Genomic DNA, 14544 nt, shown 5'->3' on the forward strand with positions numbered 1-14544 from the left:
CGCCCCTATATTCCGTGCCTGGGGAAGACCATGACGTAGACCTGGCTGACGAGCACGTTGATCAGCATGAGCACCAGGATCGACTCGACGACCGCGGCATTGACCGAGTTGGCCACACCGGCCGGTCCGCCCTTCGTGGTCAGGCCCTTGTCACAGGCGACGATCGCCACGATGAGTCCATAGAGGATTGCCTTGAGCAACGCCAGGACCAGATCGTCGACCCGGGTGAACGAGGCGAAGGTCGCCACGAAGCTTCCGGGTGCTCCGTGCTGGAAGTAGACGTTGAACAAGTAGCTCGCCAGGAAGCCCACAAAGCACGTGGTACCGGTGAGCCCGACACCCACGAGGACGGCGGCGGCGACACGCGGGACGACCAGACGCCGAATCACCGATACGCCCATCACTTCCATGGCGTCGATCTCTTCGCGCATGGTCCGCGACCCCAGGTCGGCGGTGATGGCCGAACCAACAGCGGAGGCCATCAGTACCGCGGCGACGAGCGAAGCGCCCTGCCGCACGATCGCGACACCACTTGCCGCGCCCGCCAGCGAGGAAGCACCGACCTGGCCCGCCAACAGAGCGAACTGGATTGAGAGCGTAACGCCGATCGGGATGGCCACCAGCAGCGTCGGCACCACGGCACTGCCTGCCATGAACGCGCCCTGGTGGATGAACTCCCGCCAGGGGAAGGCACGCTGAGCGATGTCCGTGAACATGTACTGCATCGTCCGCACACCGAGGACGATCTGGCTGCCCGCGGTTTCCACCGCCTGCACGGGGTGCTTGCGTACGTACTCTTTAAGGGCACCCGAGACGGCGTCGCGCGACGGTGTGGCCGGCCGCGCTGGGCTTGTTCCCTCGAATGTGGTCATCGGGCGCTCACCACCGAACGCATCGAATGCCCCAGGGCAACACGTCCGCGTGCTGGCTGACCCACGTGATGCCCTCTCGTCCAAACCTCTCGGGCCCACTATCTTCGCTGGTCACAGAGAAAGCAGGGCCCGAACTGAGCAGTAACATAACACCTGACTGACGTGATGTACACATCGTCGTAGATCACGATGAGATTTTCGCCACCCTGTACTGGGCGGTGTCTAAACCATTGACAAATCGCAGGTCGCGATTTCATTGGGCAAGAATGGATATCACATCTGCCACCTTGCTGTTACTACGCCTGGTGGGGTACAGGCCGACATGCCCTGCACCCGTCACCGCGGCGCCACCCCGAATTGGTTACGCGATGTAGCGCGAAATCGACTCCGCCACACAGGCTGGCTTGTCGGCACCTTCGATCTCAACGGTGGTCACGATGGTCACGTCCACTGCGCCCGCTTTCTGCTCGATGTTGGTCACCTCGGCCCGGGCCCGCAGCCTCGATCCCACCTTGACGGGATTGATGAATCGAACCTTGTTGTAGCCGTAATTGATTCCCATGGAGATGTTGTCGACGCGGATCAGCTCGAACTGAAAGTGCGGCAACAGCGACAATGTGAGCAGTCCGTGTGCGATGGTGCCCCCGAACGGACCGTCGGCGGCTCTTTCCGGGTCGACGTGAATCCACTGGTGATCGCCGGTCGCATCGGCGAAGGTGTTCACGCGCTCCTGATCAATCAGCAACCAGTCACTGGTGCCCACCTCGCCGGTGGTGATTTCGTCGATTCCGTTGAAGATCTTGGACATTACGGCACCAACACCATCTTTCCGTACACCTTGCCGTCGGCGAAGTCCTGCAGGGCCTGACGGCCTTCCGACAGGGGGATCCGCGCGCTCACCGGCGGGCGCATCCCCTCGGCCACCAGCTTTTCCAGCCCGGCCTGCGTCTCATACAGATAGTCAGAATGCGTGCGCAGGAACTCGCCCCAAGCCACGCCGATCAGCGAAGCATTGCGCAGCAGTAGGCGATTCACCTTGATCGTCGGTATCCCGCCGGCAGCGAACCCGACGACCAGTAGGCGGCCTTCTGAGGCCAGCGTGCGCACCGCATCGTCAAACGCGGGTCCTCCGATCGGGTCGACCACCATGTCGACGCCGACACCGCCGGTCGCCTCGCGCACGGCCTTGGCCCAGCCCTCTTCCAGCGGCAGCACGATATCGGCCCCGACACTCTTGACGAATTCTGTTGCGGCAGTCCGATTGACCACGGCGATGACCTTGGCACCCATGCCCTTGGCGATCTGGATTGCCGCGGTCCCGATACCACCGGCGGCACCGAGCACCAGCACCGTCTCACCCGCCCGTAGCTGACCCCGGCGGGCGAAGGCGAAATACATGGTGTGGTAGTTCGCGATGAGCGCGACGGCCTCGGCGTCATCCAGCTGTGGCGGCGTCGGCAGGATGTTGGACGGCGCCACCGCGACACGTTCGGCATATCCCCCAATGAAATTGAAGGCCATCACGCGGTCGCCGGGATTGATGCCGGAACCCTCGGGCGCTGACCGCACCACCCCCGCGGTCTCGATTCCGGGGACGAAGGGGGGCTCCATTTTCAGCTGGTACTCACCCTTGGTCATCAGGTAGTCGGGAAAGCAGACTCCGGCGGCCTTGACGTCCACGATGACAACGTTGGGGCCGGCGCCCGGTGTCTCCACATCGGTGTACACCAGCCCTTCCGGACCCGACAGCGACTGCGCCTGGATCGCTTTCATGCGAGCGAAGGGGGGCCGGCCTTGGTGACGGTGGAGAGATCCTCGATCTCACTCCACCGCACGGCGACCTCATCAACTGTCGGCGGCGAGGCGAAGGTGGCACCGGCGTTCTCGAACAGCGCCACGCGCTGCACCTTGCCACCACCCACCACGAAAACTGACCCGTTGTCGGCACTTTCCTCCGTGCATAGGTATCCGACGACCGGCGATACGAATGCCGGCGGCAGCTGGTCCAGCACTGCCTCGGAGGCGATATCGGCTGTCATGCGGGTAGCAGCGATCGGCGCGATCGCGTTGGCGTGGATGTTGTACTTGGCACCCTCCAGCGCGAGGGTGTTGATGAGCCCGACGAGGCCGAGCTTGGCCGCGCCATAGTTGGCCTGGCCGAAGTTGCCGAACAGACCGCTGGTCGAGGTGGCGACCACGATCCGGCCATAGCCCTGCTCACGGAAATGCGGCCAGGCCGCACGGGTGATGTTGTATCCGCCGTACAGGTGAACCTGTTGTACCGCATTCCAATTGTCGTACGTCATCTTGTGGAACGTGCCGTCCCGCAGGATGCCGGCGTTGCTCACCACACCGTGAATGGCCCCGAACTCATCGAGAGCGGTCTTGACGATGTTGGCCGCACCCTCTTCGGTGGCGACGCTGTCGTAGTTGGCCACCGCCCGGCCGCCGGCGGCCTTGATCTCATCGACCACACCGTCGGCCATCGCCGATCCGGCACCGGACCCGTCGCGGGCGCCACCCAAGTCGTTGACGACCACCGAGGCACCCTCACCGGCGAGAGTCAGCGCATACTCGCGGCCCAGCCCCCCTCCGGCTCCGGTCACGACAATTACCCGGTCTTGCACTCCCGGCATGCAGAACTCCTATTCACTTGACACTTCATTGGGTTGAGTGAAACTAAAAGCTTTGTCACATAAGCTTTTTCATCAGCTTCAGGTTCTTCTCCAGGTACGGCGGGTACGGAAGTTTCAGATCCATCTTGGTGCTCTTGTACAGCGTGGACTTCAGATGGCTGAACTCATCGAAACCGGCCTTACCGTGGTAGGCGCCCATACCGCTGGCGCCCACGCCACCGAACGGCAAGTTCGGGATCACGGCGTGATACAGCAGATGATTGATCACCGTGCCGCCCGCGGGGACGTCGTCGATGAACCGGTTACCCGTCTTCTTCGATTCGGTAAAGGCATAGGCCGCCAAGGGCTTCGGCCGCGAATTGATGAAGTCAATGGCGTCATCGAGCGAGTCCGCCGTCAGCACCGGCAGGATCGGCCCGAAGATCTCGTTCTGCATCAGAGGCTCGTCCGCGCTCGGATCGACCACGATCGTCGGCTCGATGGTGAGCGCGGAAGCGTCGGAACCGCCGCCTGCCGCAACCTCTCCCTCGGTCGCCGCCAGGTACCCGACCAGCCGATCGAACTGCCGCTGGTTGACCACCCGCAATCCCTTGGATTCCTTGTCGGCCTGGAACTCCGCCCACGCGGCCGCGATCTTCTCCACCAGCTCGTCACGAACTGCCGCATCAACGAGCACGTAGTCAGGAGCCAGACAAACCTGACCCGAGTTGAGCCCCTTCATGTACCCGATGCGGCGGGCGGCCACCTCGATGTTGGCATCGGCCGCGACGTAGACCGGCGACTTGCCGCCGAGCTCCAGCGCGACCGGGGTCAGATGCGGCGCGGCACCTTCCAGGATGCGCTTGCCGATCTCGGTACCGCCGGTGAAGAGCGCCTTGTCGAATCCTTGGGCCAGCAGCTCCTGCGTGACCAATCCGTCGCCCTCGACAACCACCACGGCATGCGGGTCCAGGTATTGCGGAATGAGCTTGGCCATCAACGCCGACGAGGCCGGTGCGATCTCCGAAGGCTTGATGGCCACCGTGTTGCCCGCCGCCAGTGCACCGACTACCGGCCCCAGCGTGAGGTACAGCGGGAAGTTCCAGGCGCCGATGACCAGGACCGTGCCGTATGGCTCCGGTACCGACCAGGCCTTCGCCGGCTGCTGCGCCAGCGGGAGTCCGCGCACCCGCTTGCGCCGCATCCAACGGCGCAGATTCTTACGGGCATACACAACTTCGACGACCGAGCCGACAACATCGGCGATCCAGGCCTCCGCCGAGGAACGGCCCAAGTCATCGTGCAGTGCGGTGGCGATGGCGGCTTCGTTCTCGGAGAACAGCCGCTCCAAGCCGACAAGCTGTGCCTTGCGCCAGTGGTAGTCGCGAGTGCGGCCGGTCGCGAACGTCTCCCGCAGACCCCGCACGATCCCCGGGATGCGTGAGGGCTCGGACGCAGCGTGCTGGTCGGCAGGCGTAGAGATCTCGGTGGTCATATCCGTTCCTCTCGATAGCAGGCTCAGCATTGAGCGCATCTCCGCAGGTCACGCAGGTGTGCGCGGACTAGCGGTGGCAGCTAAGTGAGCTGTATCACCGATGGTAACCAACTAGTTGGGGCCTGAGAACCCCGCACCCCTGAGCGCCACGCCCGGTCAACCGTTGAGCTTGGCCTCGATCAGGATGTTCCCGCGCAGGTCCTCTTCGACGTAACCCGGCCGTCCCGCTTCGGCCATCGCCACCTCAGCGGGTACCGCGCGCACCGTCCATCCGCGTCCGGCCAGCCACTGAGGAACGTCGGTGCGGTTCTCGTCGTGGTACATCAGTGATCCGACGTCGAGGGACTCGCCGTCCATCCCCGCCAGCTTGCGCGCCCTGTCAAAGTGTTCGCGCATCTTGCTGCGGAATTCTTGCCGCTTGTCGTTATCGGGTCCGACAGCTTCCACCGCGATCCTGCTGCCCGGCGCGCTCTGGTCCAGGATCAGCTCGAAGAGCCGATCCTGCGCCTCGGTCGGCAGATACATGAGCAGGCCTTCGGCCAGCCATGCCGTCGGTTCCGCGACATCGAATCCCTCGCGCTGCAATGCGGCCGGCCAGTCCTGTCGCAGGTCGACGGGTACCTCACGGCGCAGGCACGCGGCGCGCACGTCATGCTCGTCGAGGGTTTGGCGCTTGTATTGCAGCACCAGCGGCTGATCGATCTCGTACACGGTGGTGCCGGTCGGCCAATCCAGCCGATAGGCGCGTGAATCGAGCCCCGCGGCCAGGATCACCACCTGGGTGATGCCCGCACGCGACGCCTGTTCGAAGAACCCGTCGAAGAATCTGGTCCGGACCGCCTGGTAGTCCACCGCGTACTGCATGAGGCGATCGGCTGCCGGATCCAGCTCTGCCAACTGCTGGCGCAGACCGTCGCTGGCGATCACCGACCAGGCGCCCGACCCCGCACGTTCCACCAGCAGCTGCGCGAAGGGGTCCTTGATGAGCGGTGTCGCACTGCGGGTTTCGGCAGCACGTGCGGCAGCCACCATTACAGCGGTGGCGCCTACGCTGCTGGCGATATCCCAGCTGTCGTCGTCGGACCGTGCGTTCGCGGTGTCGGTCATCGCAGCTCTCCCGCAATCAGCTGGCCGCGGAAGGTTCCCTGCTCGACATCCGCGGGCACCGGCCTGCCCAGTCGCGCCATCTCGTCATGCGCATCGGTCTGGGTTACCGACCACCCATGCGCTTCAAGCCATTCCGCCGGGTCGGCCCGATTCTCGTCTTCGTAAATCAGGTTCTCGATGGTCACATCGACATCGACAGCCGTCTTGAAAGCGGCGCGGACTTGCTCCCGGCGAGCCGCCTCTTCCTCGTTTTCCTCGAGGATCAGCTTCCCGACGTATCCCTCCACGGCGATCCGGCTTCCCGGTGCGCTCAACGCACCGATGTTGACGAAGAGGCTGTCTTGGGCGTCGGGCGGCAGGTACGGCAGCAGGCCCTCGGCAAGCCACGCGGTGGGTTGCGCGGAGTCGAACCCTGCCGCGCGCAGCGCGGCCGGCCAGTCCTCACGTAGATCGGCGGCCACCGCGCGTCGCTGCGCTGTCGGCTGATGGGCGGCCAGCGCGGACGCTTTGAATTGCAGAACCTGAGGCTGATCGATCTCGTAGACGGCGGTGCCCGCGGGCCAGTCGAGCCGGTAGGCGCGGGAGTCCAGGCCCGAAGCCAGGATCACGATCTGCCGGATACCCGCCTCGGCCGCGGCCACGAAGTACGCGTCGAAGAAGTGTGTGCGGGTGGCCTGGTAGTCCACCATCCGGCTATAGATCCGGCCGGCCTCCGGATCGGGCCAGTCAATGTCCCCGGCGACCAGCCGCTCCCAACCCGTCGCCTTGCCGGTCGCGTCGACGAGTATCTGCGCGAACGGATCATGGATCAGCGAGTCGGCGCGCAGCGTCTCGGTGGCCCGTGCCGCCGCCACTCCAAGGGCGGTCGCTCCCACGCTGGAGGTGATGTCCCAGGTGTCTCCATCGACGCGCATTCCGGTCCTCTCTAGGCAAACTAGACCCAATAGTGAGCAATGCTACAGATCTCCGTCCGTGGCGGGTGCTGTGCAACAGGTCACGTTCGCCCTGGTCGGGCCCCACTACCCCGTTCGTCTCTTATTTGCCCGCCCTCGGTGTTGCCGATCACGCAAGAGCGTCAACCGTCCGGACACACTTAGTGGATTTGTGCAGTTCCTACACAAATTTCGCATAAGGTTCATCATCGAATCCGCCGGGTTACCCACCCGGACGGAGTTCGCTAGCAGACAACTCACTAAAATTCGATCTAGCAGATAGCTCAGAGAAGAGTTCGAAAGGGGATAGAACGTGCTTGCCACGTACATGTCCATGGGGGGATGTCAGTAATGGCTAAACCATCTACCGCAAATGGTGGCTTTCCGAGCATCGTCGTGACCGGCATGGCCATGACGACGTCGCTCGCACCCGACGTCGAGGGCACCTGGAAGGGGCTGCTCGCCGGCGAGAGCGGCATCCGCGTGCTCGACGACGATTTCGTCACGCAGTACGACCTGCCGGTGAAGATCGGTGGGCACCTCAAGGTCCGCGACTTCGACAAGGACATGACGAAGATCGAGCTTCGCCGTCTGTCCTACGTCCAGCGCCTGGCCGCGATCCTGGGCCGTCAGGTCTGGGCGGACGCGGGCGCTCCCGAAGACATCGATCTGGAGCGCCTGACGGTTTCGGTGGGCACTGGTCTGGGCGGCGGCGAAAAGCTGGTCGAGGCCTACGACGAGATGCGCGCCCGGGGCACGAAAGCCGTTTCCCCCCTTACTGTTCAGATGTTCATGCCCAATGGTCCAGCCGCCGTCATCGGCCTGGAGCGCAAGGCACGCGGCGGCGTCATCACACCGGTGTCGGCGTGCGCCTCGGGTAACGAGGGCATCGCGCACGCCTGGCGTCAGATCGCTTACGGCGACGCCGATATCGCCATCTGTGGTGGTATCGAAGCCGCCATCGAGGCGGCACCCATCGCCGCCTTCGCCAACATGCGCATCGTGATGTCCACCGACAACGACAACCCTGCCGGGGCATCGCGGCCCTTCGACAAGAACCGCACCGGCTTCGTGTTCGGCGAGGGCGGCGCGCTCATGGTCATCGAGACCGAGGAGCACGCCAAGGCACGCGGCGCCCGGATCTACGCGCGTCTGCTCGGTGCGGGTATCACGTCGGACGGATTCCACGTGGTGGCACCGCATCCGGATGGCATCGGGGCAGCGAAGGCCATGAACCGGGCCTTGGAGACCGCTGGGCTCGATGCCAAGGACATCGACCACGTCAACGCACACGCCACCGCCACCAGCGTCGGTGATGTCGCCGAGGGCAAGGCCATCCACAAGTCCGGTCTGCAGCACGCCGCGGTCTACGCCCCCAAGGGCGCACTCGGACACTCGGTGGGTGCGGTCGGCGCCGTCGAGGCCATCATCACGGTGAAGTCGTTGCAGGAGGGCATCATTCCGCCCACCCTCAACTACGAGACGCCGGACCCCGAGATCGATCTCGACATCGTCAGTAAGGAGCCCCGCAAGGGCGACTACAAGTACGCGATCAACAACTCGTTCGGGTTCGGTGGCCACAACGTGGCGATCGCCCTCGGCAAGTACTGATCCACTTCTCTTCCCCGACACGCCGTCTGGCGGCGGATTCGTATCGCACGAGTCCGCCACTGGGCGGCGTGTCGGCGTTCGGGTGAGCGACCTACCGGAATGCCGCGATCCCGGTGAGCGCCTGACCGATCACCAGCGTGTGCATCTCGCTGGTGCCCTCGTAGGTGAGCACCGACTCCAGGTTGTTGGCGTGCCGCATCACCGGGTACTCACCCGAAATACCATTGGCACCAAGGATTGTGCGCGCGGTCCGGGCAATCTCGATGGCCTCACGCACGTTGTTGAGCTTGCCCAAACTGACCTGCGGTGTCGCGAGCGTGTCCGCGTCCTTGCGGCGCCCCAGATGCAGCGCCAGCAGGACCCCCTTGCCATACTCGAGCGCCATGTTGGCCAACTTCTCCTGAGTCAGCTGGAAGCCCGCGATCGGACGGTCAAACTGCTCCCGCGTCTGCGCGTATTCCAGTGCGGTGCGCAAGCATTCGCGGGCCGCTCCCATGGAACCGAAAATGATGCCGAAGCGCGCCTCGTTGAGACAGGACAGCGGGGCCTTGAGCCCGATGGCCAGCGGCAACCGGTTCTTCTCCGGCACCCGTACATCGACGAGATTCAGTTCGGCGGTCACCGACGCACGCAGGGACATCTTGGAATGGATGGTTTGGGCGTTGAAGCCCGCAGAATCGGTCGACACCAGAAAGCCACGCACGCCCTCGTCGGTTTGCGCCCAGATGACCGCGACATCGGCGATGGATCCGTTGGTGATCCACATCTTGGTGCCGTTGAGGATCCAGTCGCCACCATCGCGTCGGGCGTGGGTGCGCATTCCGCCGGGATTGGAGCCGAAGTCGGGCTCGGTCAGTCCGAAACACCCCAGCTCCTCGCCCGTCGCCATTCTGGGCAGCCATTTCTGCTTCTGCGCGTCACTGCCATACGCATAGATGGCGTACATCGCCAACGATCCCTGCACGCTGACCAATGACCGGATCCCCGAATCGCCGGCCTCCAGCTCCATGCAAGCCAGTCCGTATGCAAGAGAAGATGTTCCGGAACATCCGTAACCGTGCAGGTGCATGCCGAGCACACCGATCTTGCCCAGTTCCAGCGCAAGCTTGCGCACCGGCAGATCACCATGTTCGTACCAACGCTGAACATTGGGCACCACACGCGCCTGGACCAGGGCACGCACGCTATCGCGGATCGCGCGCTCCTCATCGCTGAGCAGCGCGTCGATGCCGAACAGCTCGTCAGGGTTGGTGGGGGCAGCATCGGTAGCCATGTCGCAGACCCTAGCGCCCTGGGGCCGGGTGTCGACGAGAAACTGCAGCGGTACGGCCCTTCGAAGCGGCACAGCCAGGCAAGCCTAGCCATGGCCGGGTAACACCTGACCTGCACTTCAGATCGACGACGTGAACAGCTCCCGCAGCGTCGTCGTCTGCCTGTGAAATGGGCCTACCCTCGGAGACATGTCCACCCCCGACAGGCCACATTTGGTTCCCGGCCCGGACCACCCCATCGACATCACGGCCTCTGGCACACGCGTTGTCGTCGCCGCGGGCGACACCACGATCGCCGACTCCACCAACGCACTGCGACTACAGGAGGCCAGCTACCCGCCGGTGCACTACCTCCCGCCCGACTCCGCGAATTGGGAGGTGCTGCGGCGCACCGATACCCACACCTATTGCCCCTACAAGGGCGAGGCGTCGTACTACTCGGTGCAGACAGCCGATGGCATCGTGGAAGACGCCGTGTGGACATACGAGGATCCGTTCCCGGAGGTCGCCCAGATCGCGCGGCACCTGGCGTTCTATCCGGACCGGGTCACCATCACCGCACAGTGACCGCACCCATCTGGCGGCCCCCAAGTTGCTGGCGTACGTTGTGCCCATGACGACTGCTGACGGTCTTCACTCAAGCGGCCCATCCCCCGTGCACCGGCGTGCCTTCAATGACCAGGTGACACGGTTTTGGGGCCGCGCGGCCAGAGCATACGACTGGGCACCGTTACAGCAATGGGTGTACCGTCCCGCACAAGACGAGATGATTGCCCAGTTGCGTCAACACAAATCACAGCGCATCGTCGACATCGCTTGTGGTACAGGCATTCTGGCAACCCGCATTCAGCAGGAACTCGAGCCCGAGCAGGTACACGGGGTGGACATGTCCGAGGGCATGCTCGCCCAGGCGAAGGCCCGCTCGTCGCTGGTCGATTGGCAATTCGCACCTGCGGAGCAGTTGCCTTTCGACGACGGTGCGCTCGATGCGGTGGTCTCGACATCGGCATTCCATTTCTTCGACCAGCCCGCCGCCCTCGCGGAGTTCCATCGCGTGCTGGCACCGGGCGGGTTCGCGGCGATCACGACATTCACGCCGGACCGCACCTCGGCGCCGATCCTGCGCCGCATATTCGGTGACAGGGTGCCCGCGAGCGTGCCGTCAAAGGCCGAGATGCGGCAGATGTTCCAGGACGCCGGGTTCGAGGTCGCCGTGCAGCGGCCGGTGCATCACCCATTCACCATTCCGTTCATCGAATTCGACCGCCTCACGGTGGGCATCAGACGATGACGCGGTGGCTGCTGCTGCGCGGCCTGAGCCGCGAGAAGCGCCACTGGGAACAATTCCCGCAGGTCTTCGCCGAATCGCTTGGCGTACAAGTGGAATGCCTTGACGCGCCCGGATTCGGCACCGAGTCCGATCGCGTGTCTCCCGCGGCGATCTCAGCGATCACCGACGATATCCGGTCCCGGCTCGATCGCCACGGCGAAAGCTGGTCGCTGCTGTCGATATCCCTCGGCGGCATGATCGGCCTCGATTGGTGTTCCCGCTATCCCGGAGATTTCGAGCGCGCCGTCATCATCAATTCGAGCACCGCCGCCACCCCGATATGGCAACGATTTCTGCCATCGTCGATCCCCAACCTGGTGCTGGGCCGGTTCCGCGCCGACGTGCCGCGTGAGCGGGCGATTTTGGAGCAGACGGCCAACAACCCTGCTCTCGATCTCGACGCACTCGCCGAGCGCTGGGCGAGTTACCTGCAGACTCAGCGTCCATTAGGGAGCAGCATCATCCGTCAGATCACCGCTGCCGTCAGGTTTCGGATGCCCGCAAACATCGACACCCCGCTGCTGGTGCTGACCGCGACGCGGGACCGGCTCGTGAGCTCCGCCGCATCACGGACCATTGCCGGCAGGTACGGCGCCCCCATCGCCGTACACCCCACCGCCGGGCATGACATTCCCCTCGACGACGGCGCCTGGATCGCCGAGCAGGTGAAGCAATGGATCGGCTAGATTCACCGATTGTGCCACAACGTCTTTCAGCTTGGCGGTTCGTCACCACCTTCGGTGTGATCAGCATGCTCGCCGATATCGTCTACGAGGGCGCGCGCTCCATCACCGGACCGCTGCTGGCCTCTCTTGGAGCCACCGCACTCGTCGTCGGTGTAGTGACCGGTATCGGCGAGGCCGCCGCGCTCGTGCTGCGCCTGGTCTCCGGTCCCCTCACCGACCGCAGCCGCAGATTCTGGACGTGGACCATCTCCGGCTACGCGCTGACGGTGATCACCGTCCCCTTCCTGGGCGCGTCCAGCGTGCTCTGGATCGCCGCGACATTGGTGATCGCCGAACGCGTAGGCAAGGCAGTACGCAGTCCCGCCAAGGACACTCTGCTGTCCCACGCGACCGCGGTGACCGGTCGCGGCAAGGGATTTGCCGTGCACGAGGCCATGGACCAGGTGGGCGCCATCACCGGCCCGCTCGTGGTGGCAGGCATGCTCGCGCTGACTCATGTCAACTATCTGCCTACCTTCGCGGTGTTGGCCATCCCCGGCGCCGCAGCCCTCATCCTGCTGTTCTGGCTGCGCCGGCGCGTACCGCATCCCGAGCAGTACGAAGGACGCGCCGCTACCGAAGGCCCGTCCGGCCCCGCACCCAAGCTCTCACTACCGCTTCCCTTTTGGCTGTACGCAGGTTTCACCGCGATAACCATGGTCGGCTTCGCGACGTTCGGGGTGTTGTCCTTCCACATGGTGCAGCGGGGAGTTCTGCCGGTCGCCGCGGTGCCGCTCGTGTATGCCGCCGCCATGTCCGCCGACGCGGTGGCCGCGCTGCTATCCGGGTGGGCCTATGACCGTGTCGGGCCGAAATCTCTGGTGGCCCTTCCTATTGTGGGCGCGGCAGTGCCGATGCTCGCCTTCACCGATTCGCTTATCGGGATTGTCTTGGGTGCGCTGCTCTGGGGTTCGGCCGTCGGTATCCAGGAATCGACGCTGCGCGCGGTGGTGGCCGATCTGGTACCCGCTCCGCGACGCGCCACCGCGTATGGGGTGTACGCAGCAGTGCTCGGCACCGCGACGGCGATCGGTGGAGCGCTCACCGGGTACCTGTACGGTGTGTCGATTCCGATGCTGGTCGCCGTGGTCGGCGTCATTCAGTTGGTCGCGCTGGTCGCCGCCGCGCCCACTATCCTGCGACACTCCGATCAGGTGTAGGGCAGACCGCTGCTGGCGTCTTCGTCAACGTGAACGCTGCGCCCGATGTACGGAAATGCGCGCTGGGCGCATGATTCACGCACGCACACCTTGCAGCCCGGCCCAATCGGCACCGCGGTCGAAGGGTCATCGATCGCGATTCCCGTCGAGTAGACCAGCCGATGCGCGTGAGCGATATCGCAACCCAACCCAATCGCGAAGGACTTCGGCGTACTGAGAAAGCCGCCGGTGGACGTGCTGCTGGTGCGCGCAACCCAGAAGTAAGTACGCCCGTCGGGCATCTCGGCCACCTGGGTGACAAACTTCCCCGGATTCGAGAAGGCCTCATGCACCACCCACAGCGGGCAGTTGCCGCCCACCCTGGAGAAGTGAAATGCCGTAGCGGACTGTCGTTTCGAGATGTTCCCTGCACGGTCGGTGCGCACCAGGATGAACGGAACCCCTCGCATGGACGGGCGCTGCAGGGTGGACAGCCGGTGGCATACCGTCTCGTGTCCGACCTCGAACTGCCGGGCCAGAATGTCCACGTCATATCGGCTGGACTCGGCCGCATGATGAAATTGCTTGTACGGCAGAAGAAACGCACCGGCGAAGTAGTTGGCCAGCCCGATGCGGGCGACGCCGATAGCTTCGGGGCTCAGTTGCTCGGCACCCGAAAGGATTGCCGCCATGGTTTCGGTCTGCGTCAGTAACGCGAGCTGGGTAGCCATCTGGAAGGCGCGCTGACCGGGGGTAAGCCAATGCGCGACGCGCAGCACTCCGGCGTCGCCATCGAAACGACGTTTCGACGAATCCGACAGTGAGCCGCCCTTATCCACCGCGACGGTGACGCCGTGATCTTGCTTCAACACCGTCGCCAGCTGAACGTCGAGCCCACCGATGTGCAGCCCGTAATGCTCGAACAGGTCTTCGGCAGCGGTGTCGAGTTCACCCAGATAGTTCTTGTGGTCGTAGAAGAAGTCACGCACCTCCTCAAAGGGCATGGGGCGCATAGGCTCCCGGATCGAGTCGCCGATCGTTGCGGCATTCTCGGTGGCCCGGTAGCTCTCCAGCTCCGCGGTGGCATCCCGCAGCCTGCGGTGCATACCGACCAAGGTCTGACCCACTGAAGGCATGCGCGCCACCAGCTCTTCGAGCTGCAGGTCGCTGACCTCGCCGACCGCTGCCTCGGTGAATATCTCGCCAAGATCCGCCACGAGTCGGGCGTCGGAGTCCGGTGAGAAGTAGTGCGGCGATAGCTCGAAGCGTTCAGTGAGCCGCAGCAATACCGCGACCGTGACCGGGCGGGCGTCGTTCTCCAGCTGATTGACGTAACTCGTCGAGAGGTCCAAGACACGCGCGAGCGCCGCTTGCGTCAGGCCGCGCTCCTCACGCAGCCTCCGCAACCGCACTCCGGCGAACGGTCTGGACATAGCGTCAGGATAAC

General features: G+C 64.3%; 14 protein-coding genes. 5 read left to right on the forward strand and 9 right to left on the reverse strand.

The features are described 5' to 3' along the window. Positions 1–5: 5 nt before the first annotated feature. The 7 genes from ABG82_RS25835 to ABG82_RS25865 form a co-directional block, all read right to left on the reverse strand. The gene (locus ABG82_RS25835; RefSeq protein ID WP_043076168.1) at positions 6–872 is read right to left on the reverse strand and encodes an MlaE family ABC transporter permease; all 867 of its coding nucleotides are present in this window, start codon (positions 870–872) and stop codon (positions 6–8) included. 361 nt (positions 873–1233) lie between these two features. Then, entirely contained in the window at positions 1234–1680 is a 447-nt protein-coding gene (locus ABG82_RS25840; RefSeq protein WP_043076167.1) for a MaoC family dehydratase, read from the reverse strand. Next, positions 1680–2645, reverse strand: coding sequence for an NADPH:quinone oxidoreductase family protein (locus ABG82_RS25845; RefSeq protein WP_043076166.1), 966 nt, complete (start codon positions 2643–2645; stop codon positions 1680–1682). The genes ABG82_RS25840 and ABG82_RS25845 overlap by 1 nt, the downstream gene beginning before the upstream one ends. Further along, the gene (locus tag ABG82_RS25850) at positions 2642–3508 is read right to left on the reverse strand and encodes an SDR family oxidoreductase (RefSeq protein ID WP_043076165.1); all 867 of its coding nucleotides are present in this window, start codon (positions 3506–3508) and stop codon (positions 2642–2644) included. The genes ABG82_RS25845 and ABG82_RS25850 overlap by 4 nt, the downstream gene beginning before the upstream one ends. 55 nt (positions 3509–3563) lie before the next feature. Further along, entirely contained in the window at positions 3564–4982 is a 1419-nt protein-coding gene (locus ABG82_RS25855) for an aldehyde dehydrogenase family protein (protein ID WP_043076164.1), read from the reverse strand. Between the two features lie 156 nt (positions 4983–5138). After that, positions 5139–6089, reverse strand: a complete 951-nt coding sequence (locus ABG82_RS25860; protein WP_043076163.1) for an SAM-dependent methyltransferase — start codon at positions 6087–6089, stop codon at positions 5139–5141. Then, complete coding sequence (locus ABG82_RS25865; protein WP_043076162.1) at positions 6086–7003, reverse strand: class I SAM-dependent methyltransferase; 918 nt, start codon at positions 7001–7003, stop codon at positions 6086–6088. Before ABG82_RS25865 ends, ABG82_RS25860 begins: the two co-directional genes overlap by 4 nt. Before the next feature lie 369 nt (positions 7004–7372). Between ABG82_RS25865 and ABG82_RS25870 the strand changes: the two genes are divergently transcribed. Continuing rightward, positions 7373–8632, forward strand: coding sequence for a KasA/KasB family beta-ketoacyl-ACP synthase (locus ABG82_RS25870; RefSeq protein WP_043076161.1), 1260 nt, complete (start codon positions 7373–7375; stop codon positions 8630–8632). A 91-nt stretch (positions 8633–8723) separates the two neighbouring features. On the opposite strand, the gene ABG82_RS25875 is transcribed toward ABG82_RS25870, so the two are convergent. Next, positions 8724–9905 (reverse strand): acyl-CoA dehydrogenase family protein, encoded by a 1182-nt coding sequence (locus tag ABG82_RS25875; RefSeq protein ID WP_016887714.1) that lies wholly within the window; start codon positions 9903–9905, stop codon positions 8724–8726. A 187-nt stretch (positions 9906–10092) separates the two neighbouring features. Between ABG82_RS25875 and ABG82_RS25880 the strand changes: the two genes are divergently transcribed. The 4 genes from ABG82_RS25880 to ABG82_RS25895 are packed head-to-tail and all read left to right on the forward strand — an operon-like array spanning position 10093 to position 13118. Continuing rightward, positions 10093–10470 carry a DUF427 domain-containing protein gene (locus ABG82_RS25880; RefSeq protein ID WP_016887713.1) on the forward strand — a complete coding sequence of 126 codons (378 nt, stop codon included), beginning with the start codon at positions 10093–10095 and terminating at the stop codon, positions 10468–10470. 46 nt (positions 10471–10516) lie between these two features. Next, entirely contained in the window at positions 10517–11194 is a 678-nt protein-coding gene (locus ABG82_RS25885) for a class I SAM-dependent methyltransferase (protein WP_043076160.1), read from the forward strand. Next, on the forward strand, positions 11191–11919 hold the full coding sequence (locus ABG82_RS25890) for an alpha/beta fold hydrolase (protein ID WP_043076159.1): 729 nt from the start codon (positions 11191–11193) through the stop codon (positions 11917–11919). Before ABG82_RS25885 ends, ABG82_RS25890 begins: the two co-directional genes overlap by 4 nt. Beyond that, positions 11907–13118, forward strand: a complete 1212-nt coding sequence (locus ABG82_RS25895) for an MFS transporter (protein WP_043076158.1) — start codon at positions 11907–11909, stop codon at positions 13116–13118. Before ABG82_RS25890 ends, ABG82_RS25895 begins: the two co-directional genes overlap by 13 nt. Here ABG82_RS25895 and ABG82_RS25900 read toward each other — a convergent pair. Further along, complete coding sequence (locus ABG82_RS25900; protein WP_043076157.1) at positions 13109–14530, reverse strand: short-chain fatty acyl-CoA regulator family protein; 1422 nt, start codon at positions 14528–14530, stop codon at positions 13109–13111. The genes ABG82_RS25895 and ABG82_RS25900 overlap by 10 nt on opposite strands. Positions 14531–14544 lie beyond the last annotated feature (14 nt).

Origin of the sequence: Mycobacteroides immunogenum, from assembly GCF_001605725.1 — a bacterium.
GTDB classification, from domain to species: Bacteria; Actinomycetota; Actinomycetes; order Mycobacteriales; family Mycobacteriaceae; genus Mycobacterium; species Mycobacterium immunogenum.